This window comes from Cereibacter azotoformans (assembly GCF_021391315.1).
GTDB classification, from domain to species: domain Bacteria; phylum Pseudomonadota; class Alphaproteobacteria; order Rhodobacterales; family Rhodobacteraceae; genus Cereibacter_A; species Cereibacter_A azotoformans.
Genome location: NZ_CP090022.1, coordinates 208,574 through 232,160, shown reverse-complemented (window position 1 = coordinate 232,160; position 23,587 = coordinate 208,574). Strand labels below are relative to the sequence as shown.

The 23,587-nt window shown below is 68.6% G+C and carries 23 protein-coding genes; 10 read left to right on the top strand and 13 right to left on the bottom strand.

The genetic code is table 11. The features are described 5' to 3' along the window. Positions 1–31 precede the first annotated feature (31 nt). The 6 genes from LV780_RS16165 (at position 32) to LV780_RS16140 (ending at position 8,021) form a co-directional block, all read left to right on the top strand. Positions 32–1,273: an ABC transporter substrate-binding protein gene (locus tag LV780_RS16165; protein ID WP_011910778.1), complete on the top strand. Its 1,242-nt coding sequence runs from the start codon at positions 32–34 to the stop codon at positions 1,271–1,273. 101 nt (positions 1,274–1,374) lie between these two features. Further along, the gene (locus LV780_RS16160) at positions 1,375–2,250 is read left to right on the top strand and encodes a branched-chain amino acid ABC transporter permease (RefSeq protein WP_044249396.1); all 876 of its coding nucleotides are present in this window, start codon (positions 1,375–1,377) and stop codon (positions 2,248–2,250) included. Between the two features lie 7 nt (positions 2,251–2,257). Beyond that, positions 2,258–4,759, top strand: coding sequence for a branched-chain amino acid ABC transporter ATP-binding protein/permease (locus tag LV780_RS16155; RefSeq protein WP_233864147.1), 2,502 nt, complete (start codon positions 2,258–2,260; stop codon positions 4,757–4,759). Positions 4,760–4,768: 9 nt separating this feature from the next. Beyond that, positions 4,769–5,728 (top strand): 3-hydroxyacyl-CoA dehydrogenase, encoded by a 960-nt coding sequence (locus LV780_RS16150; protein ID WP_108221152.1) that lies wholly within the window; start codon positions 4,769–4,771, stop codon positions 5,726–5,728. Then, entirely contained in the window at positions 5,725–6,657 is a 933-nt protein-coding gene (locus LV780_RS16145) for a BKACE family enzyme (protein ID WP_101339929.1), read from the top strand. Before LV780_RS16150 ends, LV780_RS16145 begins: the two co-directional genes overlap by 4 nt. An 80-nt stretch (positions 6,658–6,737) precedes the next feature. Then, entirely contained in the window at positions 6,738–8,021 is a 1,284-nt protein-coding gene (locus LV780_RS16140) for a glycerate kinase type-2 family protein (RefSeq protein ID WP_101339930.1), read from the top strand. A gap of 29 nt (positions 8,022–8,050) precedes the next feature. Here the strand turns inward: LV780_RS16140 and LV780_RS16135 are convergent, their stop codons facing one another. Together LV780_RS16135 and LV780_RS16130 are read right to left on the bottom strand one after the other, a co-directional pair. Then, a complete protein-coding gene (locus LV780_RS16135) occupies positions 8,051–9,043 on the bottom strand; it encodes an NAD(P)H-binding protein (RefSeq protein ID WP_108221153.1) in 993 nt (330 codons plus the stop codon). A 126-nt stretch (positions 9,044–9,169) separates the two neighbouring features. Then, positions 9,170–10,459: a PQQ-dependent sugar dehydrogenase gene (locus LV780_RS16130; protein WP_108221154.1), complete on the bottom strand. Its 1,290-nt coding sequence runs from the start codon at positions 10,457–10,459 to the stop codon at positions 9,170–9,172. Between the two features lie 234 nt (positions 10,460–10,693). On the opposite strand from LV780_RS16130, the gene LV780_RS16125 reads away from it, so the two are divergent. Further along, positions 10,694–11,755 carry a YeeE/YedE family protein gene (locus tag LV780_RS16125; RefSeq protein ID WP_108221155.1) on the top strand — a complete coding sequence of 354 codons (1,062 nt, stop codon included), beginning with the start codon at positions 10,694–10,696 and terminating at the stop codon, positions 11,753–11,755. Here the strand turns inward: LV780_RS16125 and LV780_RS16120 are convergent. The 11 genes from LV780_RS16120 to LV780_RS16070 all read right to left on the bottom strand — a co-directional run bounded on the left by LV780_RS16120 (position 11,752) and on the right by LV780_RS16070 (position 21,379). Next, positions 11,752–12,654, bottom strand: a complete 903-nt coding sequence (locus LV780_RS16120) for an MBL fold metallo-hydrolase (protein ID WP_117345111.1) — start codon at positions 12,652–12,654, stop codon at positions 11,752–11,754. The genes LV780_RS16125 and LV780_RS16120 overlap by 4 nt on opposite strands. 80 nt (positions 12,655–12,734) lie before the next feature. Further along, a complete protein-coding gene (locus LV780_RS16115) occupies positions 12,735–13,988 on the bottom strand; it encodes an NAD(P)/FAD-dependent oxidoreductase (protein WP_108221157.1) in 1,254 nt (417 codons plus the stop codon). Positions 13,989–14,091: 103 nt separating this feature from the next. Next, positions 14,092–14,727, bottom strand: coding sequence for a c-type cytochrome (locus tag LV780_RS16110; protein ID WP_108221158.1), 636 nt, complete (start codon positions 14,725–14,727; stop codon positions 14,092–14,094). Further along, positions 14,711–15,973, bottom strand: coding sequence for a sulfite dehydrogenase (gene soxC / locus LV780_RS16105; RefSeq protein WP_108221159.1), 1,263 nt, complete (start codon positions 15,971–15,973; stop codon positions 14,711–14,713). Before soxC ends, LV780_RS16110 begins: the two co-directional genes overlap by 17 nt. Positions 15,974–15,988: 15 nt before the next feature. After that, a complete protein-coding gene (soxB, locus tag LV780_RS16100; RefSeq protein WP_108221160.1) occupies positions 15,989–17,680 on the bottom strand; it encodes a thiosulfohydrolase SoxB in 1,692 nt (563 codons plus the stop codon). Positions 17,681–17,781: 101 nt separating this feature from the next. After that, positions 17,782–18,639 (bottom strand): sulfur oxidation c-type cytochrome SoxA, encoded by an 858-nt coding sequence (gene soxA / locus LV780_RS16095; protein ID WP_011910791.1) that lies wholly within the window; start codon positions 18,637–18,639, stop codon positions 17,782–17,784. 59 nt (positions 18,640–18,698) lie between these two features. Continuing rightward, the gene (soxZ, locus tag LV780_RS16090) at positions 18,699–19,028 is read right to left on the bottom strand and encodes a thiosulfate oxidation carrier complex protein SoxZ (RefSeq protein ID WP_108221161.1); all 330 of its coding nucleotides are present in this window, start codon (positions 19,026–19,028) and stop codon (positions 18,699–18,701) included. Between the two features lie 18 nt (positions 19,029–19,046). Next, the gene (gene soxY, locus LV780_RS16085) at positions 19,047–19,463 is read right to left on the bottom strand and encodes a thiosulfate oxidation carrier protein SoxY (protein ID WP_101339941.1); all 417 of its coding nucleotides are present in this window, start codon (positions 19,461–19,463) and stop codon (positions 19,047–19,049) included. Positions 19,464–19,491: 28 nt separating this feature from the next. Continuing rightward, positions 19,492–19,962, bottom strand: a complete 471-nt coding sequence (gene soxX / locus LV780_RS16080) for a sulfur oxidation c-type cytochrome SoxX (RefSeq protein ID WP_101339942.1) — start codon at positions 19,960–19,962, stop codon at positions 19,492–19,494. Positions 19,963–20,054: 92 nt separating this feature from the next. Next, positions 20,055–20,630, bottom strand: a complete 576-nt coding sequence (locus LV780_RS16075; RefSeq protein ID WP_108221162.1) for a SoxW family protein — start codon at positions 20,628–20,630, stop codon at positions 20,055–20,057. Positions 20,631–20,641: 11 nt separating this feature from the next. Continuing rightward, positions 20,642–21,379 carry a cytochrome c biogenesis CcdA family protein gene (locus tag LV780_RS16070; RefSeq protein WP_011910796.1) on the bottom strand — a complete coding sequence of 246 codons (738 nt, stop codon included), beginning with the start codon at positions 21,377–21,379 and terminating at the stop codon, positions 20,642–20,644. A 219-nt stretch (positions 21,380–21,598) separates the two neighbouring features. Here LV780_RS16070 and LV780_RS16065 point away from each other — a divergent pair, with 219 nt between their 5' ends. The 3 genes from LV780_RS16065 to LV780_RS16055 all read left to right on the top strand — a co-directional run bounded on the left by LV780_RS16065 (position 21,599) and on the right by LV780_RS16055 (position 23,472). Then, on the top strand, positions 21,599–21,949 hold the full coding sequence (locus LV780_RS16065; protein ID WP_101339945.1) for a thioredoxin domain-containing protein: 351 nt from the start codon (positions 21,599–21,601) through the stop codon (positions 21,947–21,949). A gap of 80 nt (positions 21,950–22,029) precedes the next feature. After that, the gene (locus LV780_RS16060) at positions 22,030–22,386 is read left to right on the top strand and encodes an ArsR/SmtB family transcription factor (protein WP_011910798.1); all 357 of its coding nucleotides are present in this window, start codon (positions 22,030–22,032) and stop codon (positions 22,384–22,386) included. Positions 22,387–22,425: 39 nt separating this feature from the next. Further along, positions 22,426–23,472, top strand: a complete 1,047-nt coding sequence (locus LV780_RS16055; RefSeq protein ID WP_101339946.1) for a YeeE/YedE family protein — start codon at positions 22,426–22,428, stop codon at positions 23,470–23,472. The last annotated feature ends 115 nt before the right edge of the window (positions 23,473–23,587 follow it).

Here is a 23,587-nt window from a genome sequence, read left to right as displayed (position 1 = left end):
GATCAACGGATATCTCGGGGAGGAGATCTTCATGTTTCGGACCATGGGACGGCGCCAGCTGCTCAAGACCGGCGCAGCCTTCGGCGCGGCCAGCCTGGCCATGCCGTCCATCCTGCGCGCGCAGGGCGATCCGCTCGTCATTGCGCATCTGACGCCACGCACCGGGTTTCTCGGGCCGATGGGTGAATATGCCGTCATGGCCGCCGACCTGGCCGTCGAGGAGATCAACGCGGCCGGCGGCATCAACGGGCGCGAACTGCAGATCGTCAAGGAAGATTCGGTCAACCCGCAGACGGCGACCACCAAGGCCGAGCGCCTGGTCGAGCGGCCCGAGATCGCGATGATCGTGGGCGAGATCTCCTCGGCTTCGGCGCTGTCGATCGCGCAGGTGACGGCGCGGGCGAACAAGCTCTTCATCAACACCGGCGCCAATTCCGACACGCTTCGCGGAAAGGACTGCAAGCGCACCATGTTCCATACCGAGGCGCAGAACGCCATGTATGTGAACGCCGAGGGCGCCTTCTTCCTGCAGAACGACATGGTGAAGGGCAAGAAGTGGTTCATCGTCAGCGCCGACTACGCCTTCGGCCATGACCTTCGCAACGGCGCGCTGGCTTTCCTCGAGCGCAACGGCGGCGAGGTGGTGGGCGACGAGCTGATCCCCACCGATGCGACGGATTTCTCGTCCTACCTGCTGTCCATCCGCAGCCAGGCGCCCGATCTGGTGGTGGTGAACCTCGCCGGCACGCAAACGGCCAGCTTCTTCAAGCAGTTCGGCGAATTCGGGCTTGAGCTTCCGATCGGCGGCTTCGACTACAACAGCTCGATCGCCTGGGCGACGGGCGTGCGCGACTTCAAGGGCACCTGGCCCTGCATCTGGACCCATCAGGTCCAGACCGATGGATCGCAGGCCTTTGCCAAGGCCTTTCAGGCGAAATACGGCAAGCCGGCCGAGAACCAGGCCTATTCCGACTATATCGCCATCCGCATCGCGGCCGAGGCGATCAAGGCCACGGGCGGCACCGACACCGATGCGCTGATTGCCTATCTCGAGGATCCGGCGACCGAGTTCGACATCCTGAAGGAGCGCAAGGGCCGGTTCGATCCCGCCTCGCACCAGCTCTTGCAGGAGGTCTATGCCGTCACGGCGGTCGATCCCTCGGAGGCGCCGAACGAATGGGACATCTTCACCACCTCGGGCGCGCTGCCCGGCGCGGATGCGCCGCTCGAGGAACTGATCAAGGGCGCCGTCGGCGGAACCTGCTCGTTCTGAGAAGAACTCCTCTCGCCTGACCGGGGCGGCGCCTGACCGCCCCGACCCCGAAGCGCGGCATCCCGCGCTTCGGTCAAACCCGCATGGATCGTGCCAGCCCGATGACCATCATCTTCCTGTCGCATCTCCTGAACGGCCTGCTCGACGGCTTCTACTACATGCTCATCGCGCTCGGCCTGTCGCTGATCTTCTCGCTCGGCGGGATCGTGAACCTTGCGCATGGCGCCTTCTTCACGCTGGGGGCCTATCTCGCCTTCGTGCTGACGCCCATGCTCGGCTTCTTCGGGGCGCTGATCGTGGCGCCGCTGGTCGCCGCGGCCTTGGCCGTCGTGGTCGAGCGGTTCCTCTTCACCCGGTTCTACCGCGAGGATCCGCTCTATTCGCTGCTGCTGACCTTCGGCATGGCGATGATCATCGAGCAGAGCCTGCGTTGGTATTTCGGCGCGACGCCGCGCGCCTATTCCATGCCCGATATCCTGCGCGGGCAGGTGTTCATGGGCGACTTCGTCTATTCCCGCTATCGGCTGTTCCTGATCGCGGTGGCCATCGTCACGGTCGCGGGGGTCTGGGTTCTCCTGAACCGGACGGCCTTCGGCCGGATCGTCCGGGCGGGGATCCAGAACCCCGACATCCTCGGCACGCTCGGGATCTCGCTCCGGCCCTATCTCTCGACCGTGGTGGCGCTTGCCATCGGGATCGCGGCGCTGGCGGGGGTGCTCATGGCGCCGATCCAGCCCGTCCATCCGATGATGGGGGTCGAGGTCGGCACGGCGGCCTTCGTCGTCGTCATCATCGGCGGGCTCGGCTCGTTCTGGGGCGTGGTGATCGCGGCGCTGCTCGTCGGGCTCGTCAAGGGCGCGATCATCGGCATCGGCCTGTCGCAGTACTCGATGCTCGCGATCTACCTGCTGATGTTCGTCGTCCTGCTGCTGCGCCCGCGCGGCCTGCTGGGCGAGCGGATCACCCGTTTCGAATAGGCGCATGATGCAGAACCTGAGAACCTTGCTGACCGTCGCGGCCGCCCTTGCGCTGCTGCCGGTGTTGCTGTCCCTGATCGGGCTCGGCGCGACGAGCGCCGTCGAGGTGGTGATCTTCGCCCTCGCGGCCCTCGGCCTCAACATCCTCGTAGGCTACACCGGCCTCGTCTCGTTCGGGCATGGCGTCTGGTTCGGCCTTGGTGCCTATGCGGCGGGCCTGTCGGCGCTGGCGATGGGCAATGCGAGCATGGCGCTTGCGCTGCTGATCGGGGTCGCTGCGAGCGCGGTCGTGGCGCTCGGGATCGGGCTTCTGGTCCTGCGCCGCCGTGGGGTCTATTTCTCGCTGATGACGCTGGCCCTCTCGGCCATGGGCTTCCAGCTCGCCTTCCGCTGGACCGAGGTGACGGGTGGCGAGAACGGCCTTGGCGGGATCGAGCGGCCGGGCTTTCTCGATGACAACCTGAGTTTCTACATCCTCGTGGCGGTGCTGGCCTTCCTTGTCGGGGCGGCGGTCCTGCGCGTGCTGCAGTCGCCGGTGGGCAGCGTCCTCGTCGCGATCCGCGAGAACGAGGGGCGGGCGCAGGCGCTGGGATATGACGTGCAGCGCTACAAGCTGATGGCATATGTGCTGTCGGCCACGGTGACGGCGCTGGCGGGGGGGCTGCTGCTTTACAAGAACCGCCTCACTTCGGCCGAGCCAATGTCGGTGATCTTCTCGGGCGAACTTCTTGCGATGGTGGTGATCGGGGGGATGCGGGGCTTTCTCGGCCCGGCGCTCGGCGCGCTCTTCTACATCCTCTTCCGCGAGTACCTGTCCAGCTACACCGAGAACTGGCTGTTCTGGTTCGGCCTGATCTTCCTCGGCTTCGTGCTCTTCGCCCGGCAGGGCCTGGTCGGGATCGGTGCGCAGCTGCGCGAGCGGTTCTTCCCGGCGCCCATGACCGGCGCGGCGATGGCCGGGCGCAAGGCCGACACGCACCCGCTGCCCGCCACCATCACCGCACGGAGCGGCAGTGGCGGCGACGTGCTGGCCTCGGACCGGATCTCGAAGCGGTTCGGCGCGCTGAAGGCGGTGGATCGTGTCTCGATCCGCGTGCGCGACCGGACGCTTCACGCGCTGATCGGGCCGAACGGGGCGGGCAAGACAACGGCCTTCAACCTGCTGACCGGCATCCTGCCAGCGAGCGAGGGGCGCGTGACGCTGCTCGGGCAGGACATCTCGGGCCAGTCGCCCGACCGGATCGCCGGGCTGGGGCTTGGCCGGTCGTTCCAGATCACCAGCCTCTTTCCCGACCTGACGGTGCGCGAGAACCTGCGCCTTGCCGTGCAGGCCCGCCACCCGAGCCGCACCGATGCGCTGGCGGATGCGGGCGCGGTGACCGAGGTGCAGACCAAGGTCGAGGAGATGATGAAATGGGTGGGCCTGTCGGGCATGGATCATGCGCGGGCCGGCTCGCTCTCCTACGGCGGGCAGCGGCTGCTCGATCTGGGGCTTGCGCTCGCGACCGAGCCGCGGATCCTCCTGGCCGACGAGCCGCTGGCGGGGCTTTCCGTCGCCGAGCGCGAGCGGGTGGGTCTGCTGATCAAGGACGTCTCGCGCCATCTGCCGGTCCTGCTGGTCGAGCATGACATCGACCGGGTCTTCGATCTTGCCGATCATGTGACGGTGATGGCCGATGGGCAGGTTCTGGTGGACGGCACGGTGGAGGATGCGCGCAATTCGCCGAAGGTGCGCGAGATCTACATCGGCTCGGGCACGACCGAGGTCGCGGCCTCGGCCCGGCAGGGCCAGTTCTCGGCCGAGAAGATCCTGACGCTCGACCGGGTGAACCTGCATTACGGCAAGAGCCATATCCTGCAGGACGTGAGCTTCGATCTGCACAAGGGGGAGATCCTGGCGCTGCTGGGACGGAACGGGGCGGGGAAATCCTCGGTCCTGAAGGGGGTGACGGGGATCAAGGCGCCCTCGTCGGGGTCGGTCCGGCTGATGGGGCAGGAACTTGCGGGGCTGTCCAGCGCGCAGATCGCGCGGCGCGGGATCGGCTATGTGCCGCAGGGGCGTGGGCTGTTCGCGGGCATGACGGTGCGCGAGAACCTCGAGCTTGGCCGCATCCGCCGCCAGACCGGCGAGGGCACGCATTGGTCGCTCGAGGAGATCCTCGACTACTTCCCGCGGCTGGCCGAACGTCTCGACACGCCCGCCGACCGCATGTCGGGGGGCGAGCAGCAGATGGCCGCGGTGGCGCGGGCGCTGTCGGGCGACATCCGGGTGCTCTTGCTCGACGAGCCCTTCGAGGGGCTGGCGCCGGCGATTGTCGAACAGCTGTTCCGAACCTTTGACCGGCTGCGCGACCGGCTGTCCATCGTCATCGTGGATCACAATCTCGATCTGGCGCTTGCGCTGTCGGACCGAACGGTCGTTCTGGAACGCGGTCGCGTGCTGCACGAGATCGAGTCCCGCCGGATTGCGCAGGATCTCGACCTGCGCCGCGAAATGCTCTGGATGTAAGGGGAGCCCATGACCGAAATCGCCATCGTCGGAGCCGGCCTGATCGGCCGCTCCTGGGCCTTCCTCTTCGCCCGTGCAGGTTTCCACGTCCGCGTCTGGGATCCGGCGCCCGAGGTGCTGGACCAACTCGGCGGGGACATCGCGGCCATGGTCGCGCGTACCGCGCCCTACGGGCAGGCCGGGCCCGATCCCAAGGGGCTCGGCGGCCGCATTCGGGCCGAGCCGGATCTGCGCACCGCGCTGCGGGGGGCAGACCTGGTGCAGGAAAGCGGGCCCGAACGGCTCGAGACCAAGCGGGCGCTCTTTGCCGATCTGGATGCCGCGGCCGATCCGGGCACGATCCTCGCCTCGAGTTCCTCGGCGCTTCTGGCCTCGGCCTTTGCCGCGGGCCTGCCGGGGGCGGCGCGCTGCCTTGTCGGCCATCCGGTCAACCCGCCGCATCTGGTGCCGGTGGTCGAGATCTCGCCCGCGCCCTTCACCGATCCGGCGGTGACCGAGCGGGCGCGGCAGATCTACGCCGCGGCGGGGCAGGTGCCGGTGGTGCTGCGGCGCGAGATCGACGGCTTCATCCTGAACCGGCTGCAGGCCGTGGTGCTCGCCGAAAGCCTGCGGCTGATCTCGGAAGGCTATGTCGATGTGGTCGGGCTGGATGACACGGTGCGCCACGGGCTCGGCCGCCGCTGGGCCTTCATGGGGCCGATGGAGACGATCAACCTGAACGCGCCGGGGGGTGCGGCCGACTATCTGATGCGCTACGGGCAGATGATGGCCGACCTTGCCCGCACCGCCGCGCGCGACGAGGCCTTCACGCCCGAGGCCGCCGCCGCCGTGGGCATGGCCTTCGCCGGTCTTTCCACCCCCGATGCGATCCGCGCCCGGCAGGACTGGCGCGACGGAGAACTCGCAGCCCTCGCCGGGCATCTGGCCGGCCGGGCGCACCCTTCCCCTTCCAAGGACGAAAACCGATGAGTCTTCAAGGAAAAGTCGTCATCACCTGTGCCGTGACGGGCGCGATCCACACGCCCTCGATGTCGCCGCACCTGCCGGTCCTGGCCGCCGAGATCACCGAGGCCGCCATCGGCGCCGCCGAGGCGGGGGCCGCGGTCATCCACCTGCACGCCCGTTCGGAAATCGACGGGCGCCCGGATCAGAGCGTCGAGGCCTTCCGCCCGATCCTCGGCGTGATCAAGCAGGCGACGGATGCGGTGCTGAACATTACCACCGGCGGCGCGCCCACCATGTCGATCGCCGAGCGGATCCAGCCCGCGCAGCACTACCGACCGGAGCTTGCCTCGCTGAACATGGGGACGATGAACTTCGGCCTGTTCCCGATGCTTGCCCGCTATGACTCCGCGCTCCGTCACCAGTGGGAGCGGGACTACCTCGGCAACAAGGACATCATCTTCCGCAACACCTTCGGCGATGTCGAGCATGTGATGCGGACGCTGGGCGAGGGCGGCACGCGCTTCGAGTTCGAATGCTATGACACCTCGCACCTCTACAACCTCAAGCATTTCTTCGACCGTGGGCTGGTGAAGGGGCCGCTGTTCATCCAGACGGTTTTCGGGTTGATGGGCGGGATCGGCGCGCATCCCGACGACGTGCTGCACATGAAGCGGACGGCCGACCGGCTGTTCGGCGACAGTTACCGCTGGTCGGTGCTGGGGGCCGGGCGCAACCAGCTTGCCATTGCGGCCATGTCGGCGGCGATGGGGGGGCATGTGCGCGTGGGGCTCGAGGACAACCTGTGGGCGGGCAAGGGCCGGCTGGCCGAGAGCAATGCCCAGCAGGTGCGCGCGGCGCGTCAGATCATTGAGGGGTTGGGTCTGGAGGTGGCGACCCCCGGCGAGGCGCGGGAGATGCTGGCGCTGAAGGGCGGCGATCAGGTGAACTTCTGACACGTCCTGTTGCCTTGGCCGGATCGGGCTGGAATGGTGGCGGAACGGCCCGCGAGGCTTTCGGGTGCTGGGGGGGGGAGATGACGGACTGGACCGACGCCACGGCGGCAGCCTTCCTGCGCGGGCTCTTCGCGCGCGCGGTGGAGGCGTCCCAGCCCGGCGCGCGCATCCCGCCGCTTCTGCCGCCTGCGCCGGCGGGGCGTATCCTCGTTCTGGGCGCAGGGAAGGCCGCCGTGGGCATGGCGCGTGCGGTGGAGGAGCATTATGCGGACTTTCCGCGCCTCTCGGGCCTCGTCATCACGCGGCACGGGCAGGGTGGTGACGGCTCGCTGCGCCGGATTGCGCTGCGCGAGGCGGCCCATCCGGTTCCCGATGCCGCCGGTATCGCGGCGACCGCCGAGCTTCTGGCGCTGACCGAGGGGCTGGGGCCTGACGATCTGGTGATCGCGGTCATCTCGGGCGGGGCCTCGGCGCTCATGGTGGCGCCCATCGCGGGGCTGGCTCTGGAGGACAAGGTGGAGCTGAACCGGGCGCTGCTGGCCTCGGGCGCGACCATCGCTGAGATGAACTGCCTGCGCCGTCATCTCAGCCGGGTGAAGGGGGGCCGGCTCGCCGCGACCTGCGCTCCGGCGCGGGTGGTGGCGCTGCTTGTTTCGGACGTGCCGGGGGACGATCCCACCGTCATCGCCTCGGGGCCCTGTCATGCGGATCCGACGACGGTCGAGGACGCCAAGGCCGTGCTGCGTCGGCTGGGGCTCGACCTGCCGCGGATCGCGGCGGCGTTGGATGCCGAGGGCGCCGAGAGCGTCAAGCCGGGTGATCCGAGGCTCGACCGGGTCGAGAGCCACATCGTCTGTTCGCCGCAGATGGCGCTGGAAGCGGCGGCCGAGGCCGCGCGCGCCGAGGGGCTCGCCGTCCATGTCCTGGGCGATGCGCTGGAGGGGGAAGCGCGTGAGGCGGGGCGGGTTCTCGCCGGGATCGCGCGGCAGATCGTGCTGCGCAATCAACCCTTTGCGCGTCCCTGCCTGCTGCTTTCGGGCGGCGAGACGACCGTCTCGATCCGTGGTCCTGCGGGCATCGGCGGGCGCAATGTCGAGTTCCTGCTCGCCTATCTGCTGACCGCGCGCGATCTTCCCGGATGGGCGCTGGCGGCCGATACGGATGGGGTCGATGGCGCGGCCGAGGTGGCCGGTGCGGTGGGTGGGGCGGCGCTTCTGCGCGCCGCGCGCGCGGCAGGGCTCGATCCCGCCGAGGCGCTGGCGGGGCATGACGCCCACAGCTTCTTTGCCGCCCTTGGCGCGCAGGTGGTGACGGGGCCGACCGGCACGAACGTCAACGACTTCCGCGCAATCCTCTTGCCCTGACGACCGCGGTCCGTCGGCCGGGCGATCCGTCAGAACACTGCGTGCTCGCCCAGATCGACGGTCGCTTCTCCGCGCAGGAGGCGGGTGTAGAACTCCTCCAGAGTCTCCTGGCCGAAGGAGGGGGTGGCGTCGGCGTCGTAGCGTCCCGTCGCCGGATCGAGGACCAGCATGGACTCGGTGGCGTAATAGCGGCCGATGCGCGCCAGTTCGGCCTTGTCGCGCAGCTTCGGCACCGCCCGCCCAAGCGTCGAGAGGACCGCGATGATCGTGTCGAGCAGCGCGACCGGCACATGCCGGACCTTCGGCTCGCGCCCCGTGAGGCGGAACAGCATCTCGGCCTGCGCCCGCGGCGTGAGCGCGGGGCCGGGGCCGCCGATGGGCAGGATCCGGTTTCTCAGGGCCGGGTCCTCGAGGCAGAGCGCCATGTAGCGGCCCAGATCGTCGTCGCTGATCGGCTTGCAGGCGGTCAGCTCTCCGTTGCCGAAGACGAGGAAGGGGCGGCCCTCCTGCACCCGCTTCACCTGCCCCGAGAGCGACTTGAAGAAGGCCGTGGGGCGCACGATCGACCAGTCGAGACCCGAGCGCATCAACTCGTCCTCGAAGGCGAGCTTGGCCTGCTGGAAGGCGAGAAGGGGACGTTGCACGCAGATCGCCGAGAGCAGGACGACCTGCGTGACACCGGCTGCGCGGGCCGCGGCGAGCGCATCGGAATGGGCCTTGTGGTCGATTTCCCAGGCGTCGCGCGGCACGCCGGTGCGCGAGGCGAGGCAGGAGACCAGCGCGTCGAACCGCTCGTTCCGAAAGCCGTCGCGGGCGAGCGACACTGGATCGGTGACGTCGCCGTACCGCAGGATCGCGCCATCCGGCAGATGGGTGCGCCCGCCGGGGCTGCGGGGCCGGAGGAAGCAGACCACCTCATGTCCGCGGGCGAGCAGGGCCCTGACGGTCGCGCGGCCGATCGTGCCCGTGGCGCCGAGCATGAGGATGCGGCGGGGTTCCGGGCGGGCGGCGGGGTCGATCATCGTGGCGGTCCTTGCGGCATGGAACCCCCGGCCGGATCAGCCGGGGATCAACCGGACCAGTCTAGGCGGGCCGCGCGGTCGCCAGAAGGGGACGTAGGGTCGCGTTGACCGCAAGGCCGCGCCCTTTCACGCTCCCGTCACCCGCCAGATCACGTCGCCCACATCGTCCGCGAGCAGGAGGGACCGGCCGTCCGGGCCCACCACGACGCCAACGGGGCGGCCATAGGCGAGCTTTTCGTCAGGCGAGAGGAAGCCCGTGAGGATGTCGCGGGGCGGACCCGAGGGGCGGCCATTCGCGAAGGGCACGAATATCAGCCGATAGCCGCTCAGCTTCGAGCGGTTCCACGAGCCGTGCTGGCCGATGGCCATCCCGCCCGGAAAGCCGGGGAGCGTCCCGGGCGGCACCCAGCACAGGCCGAGCGAGGCCGTGTGCCCGCCGAGCGCATAGTCGGGCGTGATCGCGCGCGCCACCATCGCCGGATCCTGGGGCACGCGATCGTCCACGATGCGGTTCCAGTAGCAGTAGGGCCAGCCATAGAAGCCCCCTTCCTCGACCGAGGTCAGATAGTCGGGGGGTGTCTCGTCGCCCAGCCCGTCGCGCTCGTTCACCACGGTCCAGAGGACGCGGGTTGCGGGCTCCCACGCGAGCCCCACCGGGTTGCGCAGGCCCGAGGCGTAGATGCGCGACGAGCCCGACACCAGGTCAAGCTCCCAGATCGCGGCGCGGCCCTCTTCGGCCTCCATCCCGTCGTCACCGATGTTGCTGAGCGATCCCACGCCCGCATAGATCCGGCGGCCGTCGGGCGAGACGATCAGGCTGCGCGTCCAGTGCCCGCCGGGCTTGAAGGTCACGAGCTTGCGGCCCTCGCCCTCGAGGCGCGTCGCGCCCTCGCTGTAGGGGAAGGCCACGATCCCGTCGGTGTTGCCGACATAGAAGGTGTCGCCGACCAGCGCCATGCCGAAGGGCTGGCTCTGGCCCGCAAGGAAGGTCTCGCGCTGTGTGGCCTCGCCGCTCTGCCCGCCGTCGCGCAGGAGCGTGATGCGGTTCGGGCTGTCGCCGAGGGCGCGCGCCCGCCGCATGGTGGCCTGTGCCGCCCGATCCAGCAGGCTCTTGGGGGGCGTCGGGATCTGGCGCGCTTCGGCCACGAGAACGTCCCCGTTGGGCAGGACCTCGATCCAGCGGGGATGCTCGAGCCCCGTGGCAAAGGCGTTGACCTTCAGCCCGGGCGCCGGCGTGGGCAGGTGCCCCGGCGCCCAGCCGTGCGCAGCGGGCATCTTGAGCGTCATGATCCCCTGCTTCCGGGCCTCGGGGATAGCGGGGCTTGCCCCCACCGCCTGGGTGCCCGGCGAGCCGATCCGCCTCATCAGGACCATCGTGTTGCCGACGATGGAGGTCGCACGCGCCAGAAAATCCATGTCATGTCCTCGAGCTTTGGCCGAAAGGCTAGCACCGCCCGCCCCTTGGTCAATCCGAGAAGTTGCGCGTGATTGGCCGTCCGCCGCTGCGTCACCCGCCGGGCCGTGTGGACGGAGACCCACGTCGGAAGGGGCGGACGAGCCGCGGTGTCCGCCCGTGGCGCAGGCTGATCCAGATCAACAAGGGCTGCGGACGGTGTGATGTAGCATCGCGCATCAACCGGGGAGGGTGCCATGGATGTCGTGCCGCTCGTGGATCTCGTGGGAGAGGCGCGGACATCGGCCCTTTTTGGCTTGCTCACCGGGCTCGTTTTCGGAATCTCCGCGCAGCGGTCGGCCTTCTGCCTGCGGGCGGCCACGGTCGAGTTTGCCCGCGGCCAGTTCGGGCAGCGGATGGCGGTCTGGCTGCTGACCTTCTCGACGGCGCTGGTCTGGGTGCAGGCGGCCGAGGCCCTGGGCTTCTTCCGGGCGGACGAGGCGCGGATGATGGCCGTCACCGGATCCTGGTCGGGGGCGATCCTCGGGGGCTTTCTCTTCGGCGCCGGCATGGTCCTGGCCCGCGGTTGCTCGGGGCGGCTTCTGGTGCTGGCGGCGACGGGGAACCTGCGCTCGGTGGTGGCCGGTCTGATATTCGCCGTAGTGGCGCAGATGTCGCTGCACGGCTGGCTCGCGCCCTTGCGCGACTGGCTTGCGCGGCTGTGGGTGACGCCGGCGGGGCGGAACGTGGATCTGCTCGATTTGCTGGGCATGCCCCGCGCGACGGGCCTTGTGCTGGGGCTTGCGCTCGCGGTCTTTGCGCTCTGGCTTGCCCGCAGGAACAGGATCGGTGTCTCGACCCTCGTCTTCGCCTCGGGCGTGGGCTTCGCCGCAGCCCTCGGCTGGGTGCTGACCTACAGCCTCGCGCAGGTCAGCTTCGAACCCGTGGCGGTCACCTCGGCGACCTTCAGTGGGCCCTCGGCGAACACGCTCATGTTCTTTCTGGTGCCGGAGCCGGAGTTCGGCTTCGACGTGGGGCTTGTGCCGGGCGTGTTCCTGGGTGCGCTGATCGCCGCCGGTTTCGCGCGGGAACTGAAGTTCCAGGGTTTCGACGGTGCGCCGGCCATGCGGCGGGCGATGATCGGCGCCGTCCTGATGGGCTTCGGCGCGATGCTCGCGGGTGGCTGCGCGATCGGGGCGGGTGTGTCGGGAACCTCGATCTTCGTGGCGACGGCCTGGCTCGCACTTCTCTGCATGTGGATCGGCGCCGTTCTGACCGATCTGGTTGTCGATCAGGCGGCGCGTCCCGCCCTTGCCTAGCCCGGCAGGTAGCGGTAGCCCTTGGCCGCCCGCTCGACCCGGCCGATCCCCCCCTCGGGCAGATGGAAGCCGACGAGGATCAGGCCATCCGCCGACAGCTGATCGAGAAGGCCCACGCGCGTTTCGGCCGCCAGCTCGGCATCCTGATCCGAGGGCGAGGGCCAGTCCGGCCGCTCGAAATTGACATGGGGGTTCGTCACCGCGTCGCCCAGGATCATCATGGGGTCCGCCGCATCGATCAGGAAGGCCATGTGTCCGGGCGTGTGGCCGGGGGTGAGACGGGCCGTGACGCCCGGCAACACCGCCTCGCCGTCCTCGAACAGCGAGATCCGGTCGGCGATGGCCCCAAGCCGCCGCCGCGCGCCCGCGGCAAAGCTCTGCCGCGCCTCGCCGATCGTCGAGGCCGTGTCGGGGTCCATCCGGTAGTCGAACTCGGCCCGCCCCATCATGTGCCGGGCGTTGGCGAAGAGCGGCTCGTCGAACTCATCCAGCAGCCCCCAAAGATGATCCGGGTGGCCGTGGGTAAAGAGGACATGGGTGACCTCCTCGGGTGACAGATCGAGCGCGTCCAGCGCCTCGGACAGCCGGCCCGCCGTCGGCATGAAATCCGCGCCCGCACCCACGTCGAACAGGATGGTGCGGCTGCCGTCGCGCAGGAGGGTCACGTTGCACGGCGGCTCGAGCGCGCCGCCCGCGATGCCGTGACGGGCGAGGATCGGCGCCAGCTCCGTCTCGGGCATGCCGCCGAAGACGAAATCAACGGGCAGCACCAGATGGCCGTCCGAGAGCGTCTCGACCTGCATCGCCCCGCTCTCGATGCGGCTGGCGGACCAGAGGCGCTGCGGCAGGGCGATCCCGGCGGCTGCGGTGGCGAGGAAGTGGCGGCGGGAGACGAGCATGGCGGGCCTTTCCGTCTGGAGGGTGCAGCGGCGGCCCTTTGGCAGCCCGCCGCTGCGGGGGCGTTCACGGCGGCTGTCCCTCAGCCGAACATGTCGGAGGTGATGCCGGCATACCAGCCGAGACTCTGTTGCCAGGTGGCGAGGCGGGTGGCGCGATCCTCTTCGGGCTGGCTGATGAACCGGTCGATCGAGGCGATCTTCTCGGGCGTCGGCTCGTAGGTGCCACCGACCTTCACCGAATCCTCGGGGGCAATGAGCGACCAGCAGGTGTTGACGTAGCGGGCAGGCGGGGCCGCGTTGCCCGAGATCTCGGCCAGGAGCACGGCCGTCACCACCTTCGCCTGGCTGTTGGCCGCCGAGGCCGACTTGGGCATGTCTCCGGCCACGGCCGCATCGCCCAGAATGAAGATGGCCGGATCGTCGCGGCTTTTCATCGAGGCGGGATCAATGGGCGCCCAGCCGGTCTCATCGGCAAGGCCCGCCTCGCCGATGATGCGGCCCGCGACCTGCCCCGGAATGACGTTGCAGACATCGACCTTCTCCACCTCGCCGTCGATCACCACTTCCATCCGGTCGGGGCGAACCTCGACGCGGTCGCCTCCCATCTCCGGGCCCAGACGCTCGATCATGTTGGGATAGTGCGCCTGCCAGCCTTCCTCGAAGAGCGTCTGCTTCGAATAGCCCTCCTTCGGATCGAGAAGCAGGATCCGGGCCGTCGGGTTCACCTGCGTGAAACGGTGCGCGATCATCGAGATCCGTTCGTAGGGACCGGGCGGGCAGCGGTAGGGGTTGGGCGGCGCGACCAGACAGAAGGTGCCGCCCTGCGGCATCGCGTCGAGCTGCTTGCGCAACAGGCGCGTCTGCCCGCCCGCCTTGTAGGCGTGCGGCATGAGATCGGCCGCGGCCAGCGTCCAGCCCGGAACGCTGTCATCGACAAAGTCGATTCCGGGGGACAGCACGAGCCAGTCCCAGTCGAGCGTTCCGCCCGCGGCCAGCGCCACCCGGCGCCGCTCGCGTCCCACGGCCGCCACCCGGTCGGAGATGAGCGTCACGCCAAGACCGCGCAGCCGGTCGTAGGAATGGGCGAGGCTCTCGAGACTGCGGAGCCCGCCCAGATGCAGATTCGAGAAGAAGCAGGTGTGATAGACCGCATTCGGCTCGATCAGCGTGATGTCGGCGGCACCCGCAGCTTCGGCCGCAAGGTGGCGCGCGACCGAGGCTCCGCCTGCGCCACCGCCAACCACGAGCACTTGGGCCCGGGCCTGCCCCGTGACGGCCGGTGCGGCAAGGCAGGCCGCGGAGGATGCGAGGAAGGTGCGGCGGGTCAGTCTCATCGGCGTCACTCCTTCGGGTCGGGATAGGGTCGAACCGGGCCCCTCCCGTCTCTGCGGGCCAAGACAGCGCCGGGGCCGTGCCGGCGGCCGTGAAGGGGCATCTTCAGTCCGTCGTATCGTCCGGGGTCACGTCAAGCACCGTTGCGTGCATGGTGATCTCGACCTCCTGCTTGCAGTCCGTCATGCAGGGAGGGTGGCTGAAGGCCGGGACCTCGGTCGTCGCCCGGTCGTCCACGAAGAAGCCATCGGCGTTCGGCATCTCGACCTCGAGGAAGTTCTCGCGTGACAGGGTGAACTCCTCGTCCACGAGATCGTTGTTGTAGAGCAGGTAGGCCACGATCGCGTAGGTCTCATCGCTGGTCAGACTGCGCGCATCCCCGAAGGGCATGGCGCGGTGGACGTAATCCCAGGCGGTCGAAAGATAGGGCCAGTAGCTGCCGATGGTCTTCTGCGGATCGTCGTGATCGAGCGTGCCCTGGCCTCCCGCCAGCTTGGGCCAGTTGTCCACCCCCTCGCCGAACTCGCCGTGGCAGAGGGCACAGCGTTCGGAAAAGAGCTCTTCCCCCGTCAGCACGTCGCCCGAACCTTCGGGCAAGCCAAACCCGTCGGGCCGGATGTCGAGATCCCAGGCGGCGACCTCTTCGGGCAGGGCGATCCGGCCGATGCGCGGGGCCTCGGCCGCGGCCGCAGGGGCGGAGAGCAGCGCCGTCAGCAGCAGAAGCTCAGGAAATCTCGACATTTTCCGCCTCTCCGTTCGTCTTGACCCACCAGGTGTGGATGCCGTTGTTGTGGTAGACCGAGTTCACGCCGCGGAAGCTGCGCAGCTGCTCCTTGGTCGGCTGGACGTAGCCGGTGCTGTCCACCGCGCGGGATTGCAGCAGCAGTTCCGAGCCGTTCCAGTCGAACTCGAAGTAGAAGCGGTGCAGCGCCTTGTCGTGGCTCGCCCCCGACAGGCGCGCCTGCTGCCAGTTCTTGCCGCCGTCGAGCGAGACATGCACCTCGCGGATCGACCCCCGCCCCGACCAGGCGAGGCCCGAGATCACCGTGGGGCCGGGGCCGTGGGTGATCGGTGCCTGCGGGCTGGGGCTGGTGATGATCGACTTGGCGTCCATCTCCCAGGTCCAGCGGCGCGAGCGGCCGTCGGCCATCGTATCGGTGTATTTCGAGGTTTCCTCGCGGTGCTCCCACGGCTGGTCGCCCACCTCGACGCGGCGCAGCCACTTGACCCACATGTTGCCCTCCCAACCCGGCACCACCAGCCGGACAGGGTAGCCATGCTCCTTGCGCAGCGCCTCGCCATTGGCCTTGAAGGCCACCAGCACGTCATCGAGCGCCTTCCCGATCGGGATGGAGCGGCTCATCGAGGAAGCGTCAGCACCTTCCATCAGAACCCATTTGCCTTCCGGCTTCACCCCGGCTTCGGCCAGAAGGGTGCGCAGCGGGATGCCGGTATATTCCATGTTGTGGATCATGCCGTGGGTGAACTGGCAGCCGTTGAGCTGCGCGCCCGCCCATTCCATCCCGCCGTTCGCCGCGCATTCGAGGAAGTATGTGTGGTTCTCGCGCGGGAAGCGGATCAGGTCGTCGTAGGTGAAGACGAGCGGCCGTTCGACAAGCCCGTGGATCATCAGCCGCCAGTCGGGCTTGGCCAGTTCGATGGCGCCGGCGTGATGACGCTCGAAGGCGCAGCCCTGCGGGGTGATCGTGCCGTCAAGCTCGTGGATCGGGGTGAAGTTGACCGAGCTGATCGTGTCCGCGGTCAACCATTCCACATTGCGCCGCACGACGTGGGATTCGAAGTGGATCGGCATTCCGTAGGGCGTGGCGTCCACCCCGTCGCCCAGCGACTGGGCCCAGGGCTGCACTTCGGTGATCAGCGGGTCGGGTCCACCGGCGCGCGCGGCCGTGGCGGCCAGCGCGCCTCCGGCTGCGGCCCCGGCCAGGAAGCCGCGGCGGGTGGTGCCCTTTTTCGTGGTATCGGTCATGGCGGTCCTCTCGTCTCAGGCGCCGGTTATGGTGACGGAGCTGTTCGGCTCCAGCCTCACGGTGCCGATCTTCTTCAGGTGGCTTTCGACCACGTCCCAGATCTGCGGCCCCTCGGTTCCCTCGTTGACCGAGGCCCAGCCGGCGACGGTGTAGCTGCGGGCCGGGTCGATCGCCTCGCCGGTGCGCAGCAGCGTCATCTCCGAGATCCGGCTGCCGATCGGCTGCGAGATGTCGATGCGGTAGCCGAGGCCGCCGACGCGGACCATGTCGCCGCCCTGCTGGTAGTAGGGATCGGGGTTGAAGATGTTGTCGGCCACGTCCTCGAGCACGGTCCTGAGGAACTCGCCGGTCATCTGGTTGCGGTAGCAGGCGCCGTAGGTCATCGAGGTGGCGTTCAGCAGGTCCTCGCGGCGGATGGCTTCGCCGGGCATGACGCTCGGACCCCAGCGCACGCCGGGGGACATGGCGATCTCGGCATCGCGCTCGGACAGCATCGCCTGGCAGATCAGGTCGTCCCAGGTGCCGTTGAAGTTGCCCCGGCGGTAGAGGAGGCTTTCGGTGCGGGCCAGTTCCTCGGAAAGCTGCGCCTGATACGGTGCCCGCTCGGTATCGACCAGCGCCGCCATCTCGGCATCCGGGGCGATGACGTCGGAGAAGATCGGGATCAGCTTGTGGCGGAAGCCCATCATCCGCCCGTCGCGCACGTCGAGATCCACCCGGCTCACGAACTTGCCGTGTGAGCCCGAGGCGATCAGGATGGTCTCGCCCACCAGAAGCGGCTCGGGCAGGGCGTCGTGGGTGTGGCCGGTGAGGATGACGTCGATCCCCTTGACCCGCGACGCCATCTTGCGGTCGACGTCGAAGCCGTTGTGCGAGAGGCAGACGACCAGATCGACGCCCTTTTCGCGCACCTCGTCCACCATCTCCTGCATCCGCTCCTCGCGGACGCCGAACGAGTATTCGGGAAACATCCAGCCGGGGTTGGCGATCGGCATGTAGGGGAAGGCCTGGCCGATCACGGCGATGCGCAGGCCGCCGCGCTCGAAGATCTCGTAGGGCGGGAAGGCGGGCTCGTTCCATTCCTTGTCGAAGATGTTGGCGCCGAGGAAGGGGAAGGGCAGGGCGTCGACGATCTCCGTCACGCGCTCGGTGCCCAGCGTCCATTCCCAGTGCGAGGTCATGGCATCGACCTTGAGCGCGTTCATCGCATTGACCATGTCCTGCCCCTTGGTCAGCAGCGAGGTCATCGAGCCGTGCCAGGTATCGCCGCCGTCCAGCAGCAGCGCCTCGGGGCGCGCCGCGCGGATCGCCTTCACCACGGTCGCGATGCGGTCCATCCCGCCCATCCGGCCATAGGTCTTGCCGAGAGCCTCGAAATCCACATGGGTCAGGGCATAGGCTTCAGGGCTGCCCGGCTTCAGGCCGTAGAGCTTCAGGAAATCCGCCCCGCTCACATGCGGCGGCCGCCCCTTGGCCTCGCCCACGCCGAGGTTGATCTCGGGCTCGCGGAACCAGATCGGCTTCAGCTGGGCGTGGATGTCGGTGATGTGGATCAGCGTCAGGTTGCCGAAGTCCTCGAACTGCAGCAGCTGGTCCTGGCTCAGGGCCTGCTGCGCGGCAAGTCGCGACCAGCGGCCGATGCCCGAGGCGCCCCAGATCACCGAGGCGGCCATGCTGGCCTGAAGGAACTCGCGGCGGGAAATCATCGGATCGTCCTTTGCGGGCAGCCGCCTTCGGTCGCGTCAGGCGACGCGCCGGGGGATCGGCCGGAAGGGGGAGGGCGCGCGGACCCCGCGCGCCGGAGCGTTTACTGGCGGACCGCCAGACCCTCGACGGGAAGCGTCATGCCGCGCGAGGCGACGTAAAGCTCCAGCGCGCGGAATTCGGGCGAGCCCGCCTCGAAGGGCTCGCCGCGGGTGTCGCGGATGCAGCCCGAGAAGCGCTGGTGGATCGAGACGATCCCCGCATCGGCCAATCGGTACGTCGGGAAGCCGTTGATCTGGCCCTGGCTCAGGTGGTCGGCGCGGATCATCTTGCCCATGTTCACCTCGTGGCACGAGGCGCAGGCCAGTTCGAGCTGGCCATAGCGGGTGTAGTAGATCTCCTTGCCCTGCTCCCAGTAGGGTTCGGCGGGGCCGTCGATCTTGACCGAGATCGGCATCCCTCGCGACTGGAGCGAGATGGCCGAGGTCATCTGCTTCATCTGGGGCGAGTTCCACTTCCACGCTTCGGCGCCCATGCGGTCGGTCCGGCAGGTGTTGACGAAATTCTCGACCGACCAGATGTCGTTGCCGGCGGGATTGATCTTCGGCATCGAGGCGCGCACGCCCTTCATGCTCTCGATCCCCTCGTGGCACGAGGCGCAGGACTTGCCCTCGCTGCCGTCCGCGGCGTTCCAGAGGTCCACCCCCATGTCGGCGAAGACCATCGCCGGGTTGTCGAAGTCGTCCATCTCCAGCGCGCGGGTCTCGTCGGTGCGAAACAGCCAGCCGGAATAGACGGTGTCGAACACCTCCTTCAGGTGGTCGGGCGCCGGGGCGCGTGTCGCAAGCTCGATCTCGTCGTTGATGACAAGCTCGGCGTCGGGATGCGGGTCCGCCAGCGCCGGCCCGGTGGCGAGGGCAAGGATGGCGGCAAGAAGCGGGCTGCGCGGGCGCAGGCTCATGTGGCGGTTCCTCCCTGGGTGGGGCCGCCCGCCTCCCCGCGGACGGCCTAGCCTTGGTGTCAGGCGACCTCGATCGGTTTCGCGTCCTCGTAGATCGAGCCGTCGTCGTCGTACCATGTGAACTTGAACTCGCCCGAGGCATCCACCTTCGCGTCGAATTCGAAGTAGGGGTTGGTCGAGACGGCGGGCTCGATCTTCACATCGATCACGTTCACCCCGTTGAAATCGCAGGTGAAGCGGTTGATGATCGAGCGCGGGATCAGGTTGCCATCGGGGTCCTTGCGCTGGCCGCTCTCCATCTGGTGGCTGATGAGCGTCTTGAGCGTGACGACCTCGCCGGGGCTGGCGGTCTTGGGCACCTTCACGCGGGGTTTTGCATCCTTGGCCATGTCTCTCGTCTCCCTGTCTCAGCCGCCGCAGCCGCCGATGGTGACCTTCACCGTTGCGCTCGTCTGAACGAAGCTGCCGTCGGGCATCCTCGCCACGGCGACCACGTCCTGCGTCTTGGCGAGGCGGATCCGGGTGGCGGCCATCTGCGAGCCCGCGGCCGGCCCGAAGGTGAAGGTCGCGACGGCCGGTTCCGGGTTGCCGGTCGCGACCAGCATGATCGCCGCAGCGCCGGGCGCATCCACCGTGACGGGGACGGTGTTGCCGTTCTCGGCGATCTCGGGCGCGGTCAGCGTGATGCCGCCGCTGCCCGTGGCCGCGCCGCCCGTGAAGGCGGCAATGGCCTCGTCGGCCGCCGCGAGCGCGGGCATCGGCAGCGTCAGGGCCGCGAGGCCGCCCATGCCCAGCACCAGTGTGTCTCGTCTCGAAAGCCTCATGTCAGGGTCCTCCTTCGGGCCTCTCCGGTCACTCTTTCAGCGTCAGGAGATAGGCGACGACATCCTCGATCTCTTGCGCGGTCAGGATCGGCTGCAGGTCGGCGGGCGCGGGATTGGTGGTGAAGCCATCGCCCGGCCGGATGTAGCCGCTGTTCTTGTAGAAGGCCGGCATGACCGAGCCCTCGAAGGTCATCTTGGCGTTGGCCACGATCCCGCGCAGTTGCGCCTCGCTGTAGCGGTCGGCCACTCCCGCAAGCGAGGGGCCGACATCGCCCTGGAACGGCACATCGGCCATGGGGGGGATCTCGTGGCAGGCGACGCAATTGCCCAGCGGGCGCGTGGCCATCACCTTTGCCCCGGCGGCGGGGTCGCCGGGCTGGCCGGTCAGCGACTCCGCCAGCGCGCCATCTGCGAATTGCAGGTCATGCGGTCCGGTCAGGGCCAGCGCCGGCAGCGCCAGGCAAGCCGCCACCACGCCCAGCAGATACTGGTGCCTCATCCTCTCCTCCCTGAACTCCTCCGACTCGAACGATACGCCGGCCTCTCATGTCGCGCAATAAAGATATTACAATTCTTGCATGGCTTCGCGCATCAGTTGCCGGGGCTCTGCTCGGACGGGTCGTTCTTCATGCGCTCGGCCACGAACTTCTGGAAATGCTCGCCGCTTTCGTAGCCGTGGTCGCGCACCCAGGTGAGCAGGGCTGACGTGGTGCCCTTGCCAAATGCGCCCGGCATCGTCGCCACCGCGGCCTGTGCGGCGGTGGTCCCCTCGGGCACCTCTTCGGGAAGGAACATCAGAGTGGGGGTGAACATCACGCCCCACCGCGCCGCAGCCTCCTTCTCGCTCATCACCCGGCCGTCGAAATCGGTGACTTCGGTATCGCCGAACAGGTTCATCTGCACGACGAAGTAATGGTCGCGGATCAGCGCCTCGATTTCGGGGTCGGGAAAGATCTCCTCGTGCATCTTCGTGCAATAGATGCAGCCCCGCTGCTCGAAGGTGACCAGCAACCGCTTGCCTTCGCCATTCGCCCCCGCCAGATCCTCACGCAGATCCTTGAAGGTGTCGCGCAGCCAGTCCGGCTTGTGCAACCCGTCATCGCCCAGCTCGGCCGCATGAACGGGCAGGGCGAGCGCGGCCGCCGCGGCCAGTGTCAGAAGTCGCATCTTCTCCTCCCTCAGGTGAGCGTTCCGCTCCAGTCGAAATGCCGGATCATGAAGTCCGCGATCCGGTTCACGGAGTTGGTGGCGATCAGCACGGCAAACAGGATGAGCATGGCGCCCATCGCCTTCTCGACATGGCCGAGGTGGCGGCGGTGGCGGCCGACCCAGCCAAGGAACGGCTGCGCAAAGAGCGCGGCCAGGACGAAGGGCAGCGTCATCGCAAGCCCGTAGGTCAGCAGCAGCGAGGCGCCGCGCCAGAGCTCGCCCATGCCGCTCGCGATCATCAGGATCGCGGCGAGGGCGGGGCCCACGCAGGGCGTCCAGCCAAATCCAAAGGCCAGCCCCATCACATAGGCGCCGAGGAAGCTCGACGGTTCGGCCCGCGACTCGATCCGGGCTTCCCGGTAAAGGAACGGGATGCGCAGCAGACCGAGAAAATGCAGCCCGAACAGGAAGAGGACGCCGGCCGCGACATAGGAGAGCGGCTCCTTCCACCGGGCGAAGGCCTGGCCCAGGGCTGTGGCGCCAAGCCCGAGGAGCACGAAGATCGTCGTGACGCCAAGCGCGAAGGCCAGCGCCGAAGCCACGAGCCGCCGCTGCGCCCCCGGCGCGATCCCGGCCGCGCCGCGCATCTCGTGCATCGAGATCCCGGCCATGTAGCAGAGGTAGAACGGCACCATCGGCAGGATGCAGGGCGAGAGGAAGGACAGCAGTCCCGCCAGTGCCGCCCCGCCATAGCTCATCTCGAACATCCACCCTCCCCCCCGCGCACTCATGAGCCGCCGGCAGCGCCTGCGGGGCACTGGCCGGACCGAAGCCCGTCACTCGTTGTCGCTGATGGCGGCACCGCCTCCCCGCGATGCCGCTGTCCTCCCTCGCCGGGACCGGATCCCGAAACCGGGGCATGAAGTGGCTTGCAGGCGGCCCCAGATAGATTAGGATATTTCGATATTTCATGGCGGACGTCAATCATGCTGTTGCGAACGACCTTCGTTCTGCTTGCACTGGGCGCAGCCCCGGCGGCGGCGGAGCTGCGGCTGATGATGATCGAGCAGCCGGGCTGTGTCTGGTGCGAGGCCTGGGACCGTGAGGTGGCGCCGGTCTATGATCGCACGGCGGAGGGTCAGGCCGCCCCGCTCGTCCGGCAGCAGCTCAGGGCGGACCTGCCCGAGGGCGTCTCGCTGGCCCGGCCCGCCACTTTCACGCCCACCTTCGTGCTCACCGACGATGGTCATGAGGTCGGCCGGATCGAGGGCTATCCGGGCGACTCCTTCTTCTGGGCGCTGCTCGGGCAGATGCTTGCCGGCCGGCCCGAGGGCTGATCGGCGGCCGGTCTGACCGATTCCCGCTGGAAGCCGCCCGGGAAATCGTGGCATTTCTGGAAAGGATCGAGAGGCGGGCAATGTCGCGGCAGCAGGCGGAACGGGCAGAGGCAGAGGTGCCCTCGGAAACGGGGGCGCCAGGTCCGGCCGATCTCGTGGCCTCGGCCGAGGATGCCGCAGGCTTTCTCAAGGCGCTCGGGCACGAGGGGCGGCTCACCATACTCTGCCATCTGTCCTCGGGGCCCAAGAGCGTGATGGAGCTTGAAACGCTGCTCTCTTCGCGTCAGGCTGCGGTCAGCCAGCAGCTCGCGCGGCTGCGTCTGGAAGGTCTGGTGAGTGCGCGGCGCGAGGGCCAGGCGATCTTCTACTCGATCCTGGATCCGAAGGTCGAGCGGATGGTGCGCCTTCTCGCGGAACTCTTCTGCCGCCGCGACTAGCGATCACGGCGCGCGGAACCTCTTTGGGAGGAGAGGGGAATGGAAGGCCTACCGTTTGGCGTCCTGGCGGCGCTGATTGGCCTTGCCGGGGGCATCGTGCTCGGCCTTGCCGCCCGGCTGGGCGATTTCTGCACCCTCGCCGCACTTGAAACGGCTCTCTACGGGGGCGATCAGCGGCGACTGCGGCTCTGGGGGCTCGTTCTCGCCACGGCGATCCTCGGGACGCATCTGCTGGCCGCGGCCGGGCTCGTGGATCTCGGGGGAACGATCTATCACCAGATGGTCTGGAACCCCTGGGCGAGCGTGCTGGGCGGGCTCGTCTTCGGCTATGGCATGGCGCTGGCGGGCAACTGCGGCTTTGGGGCCCTCGTCCGTTTCGGTGGCGGCGATCTTCGCTCGATGGTGATCGTGGTGGTGATGGGGATCTTCGCCTTCATCGCCCTGTCGGGACCGCTTGCCCCGCTGCGCATCGCGCTTTTCCCGCAGGTCGAGGCGGCGGGGCCGCAGGGGATCGCGGCCTCGCTGGGTCTTGCGGGCGCTGCGGGCTCGCTTCTGGTGGCGCTGGCCGTCTCTCTGGCGCTGGGGGCCTGGGCCCTGCTGCACGAGCCGCTCCGTCGCAACCGCCGCATGATCGCCTGGGGCGTGGCGGCGGGGCTGGCCGTCGTCTGGTGCCTGGCCGCGACCAGCTGGCTCAACCATGCGAGCTTCGGCGCCGTTGGCATCGAGGGGCCATCCTTCACCGCGCCGATCGGGCGGACGCTGATCTTCCTCATGACCTCGACCGCGGGCGGGATCACCTTCTCGGTGGGCTCGATCACCGGGGTGATCCTGGGCGCGCTGGCGGGATCGATGATCCGCGGCCTCTTCCGCTGGGAAGCCTGCGAGGACCCGCGCGAGCTTGGCCGTCAGGTCTCGGGGGCGGCCCTGATGGGGGTGGGCGGAGTGGTCGCCGTGGGATGCTCGATCGGGCAGGGCGTGACGGGCTTCGCCACGCTGGCCTGGTCGAGCCCGGTCACGCTGGCCGCGATCGTCGTCGGCGCCGCGGTGGGCCTGCGCCAGCTGATCCACGGCTTCCAGCCCGAGTGACGGCGCGGGCTGCTCCGTCCAGCCATCAACTCGGTGTGAGCGACCCTGCGTCACCGCTGGCCGGGCCGATCCTTAAGCTGCTCTTAAGCTCCGTTCCCCATCCGGGGCGCGAGGA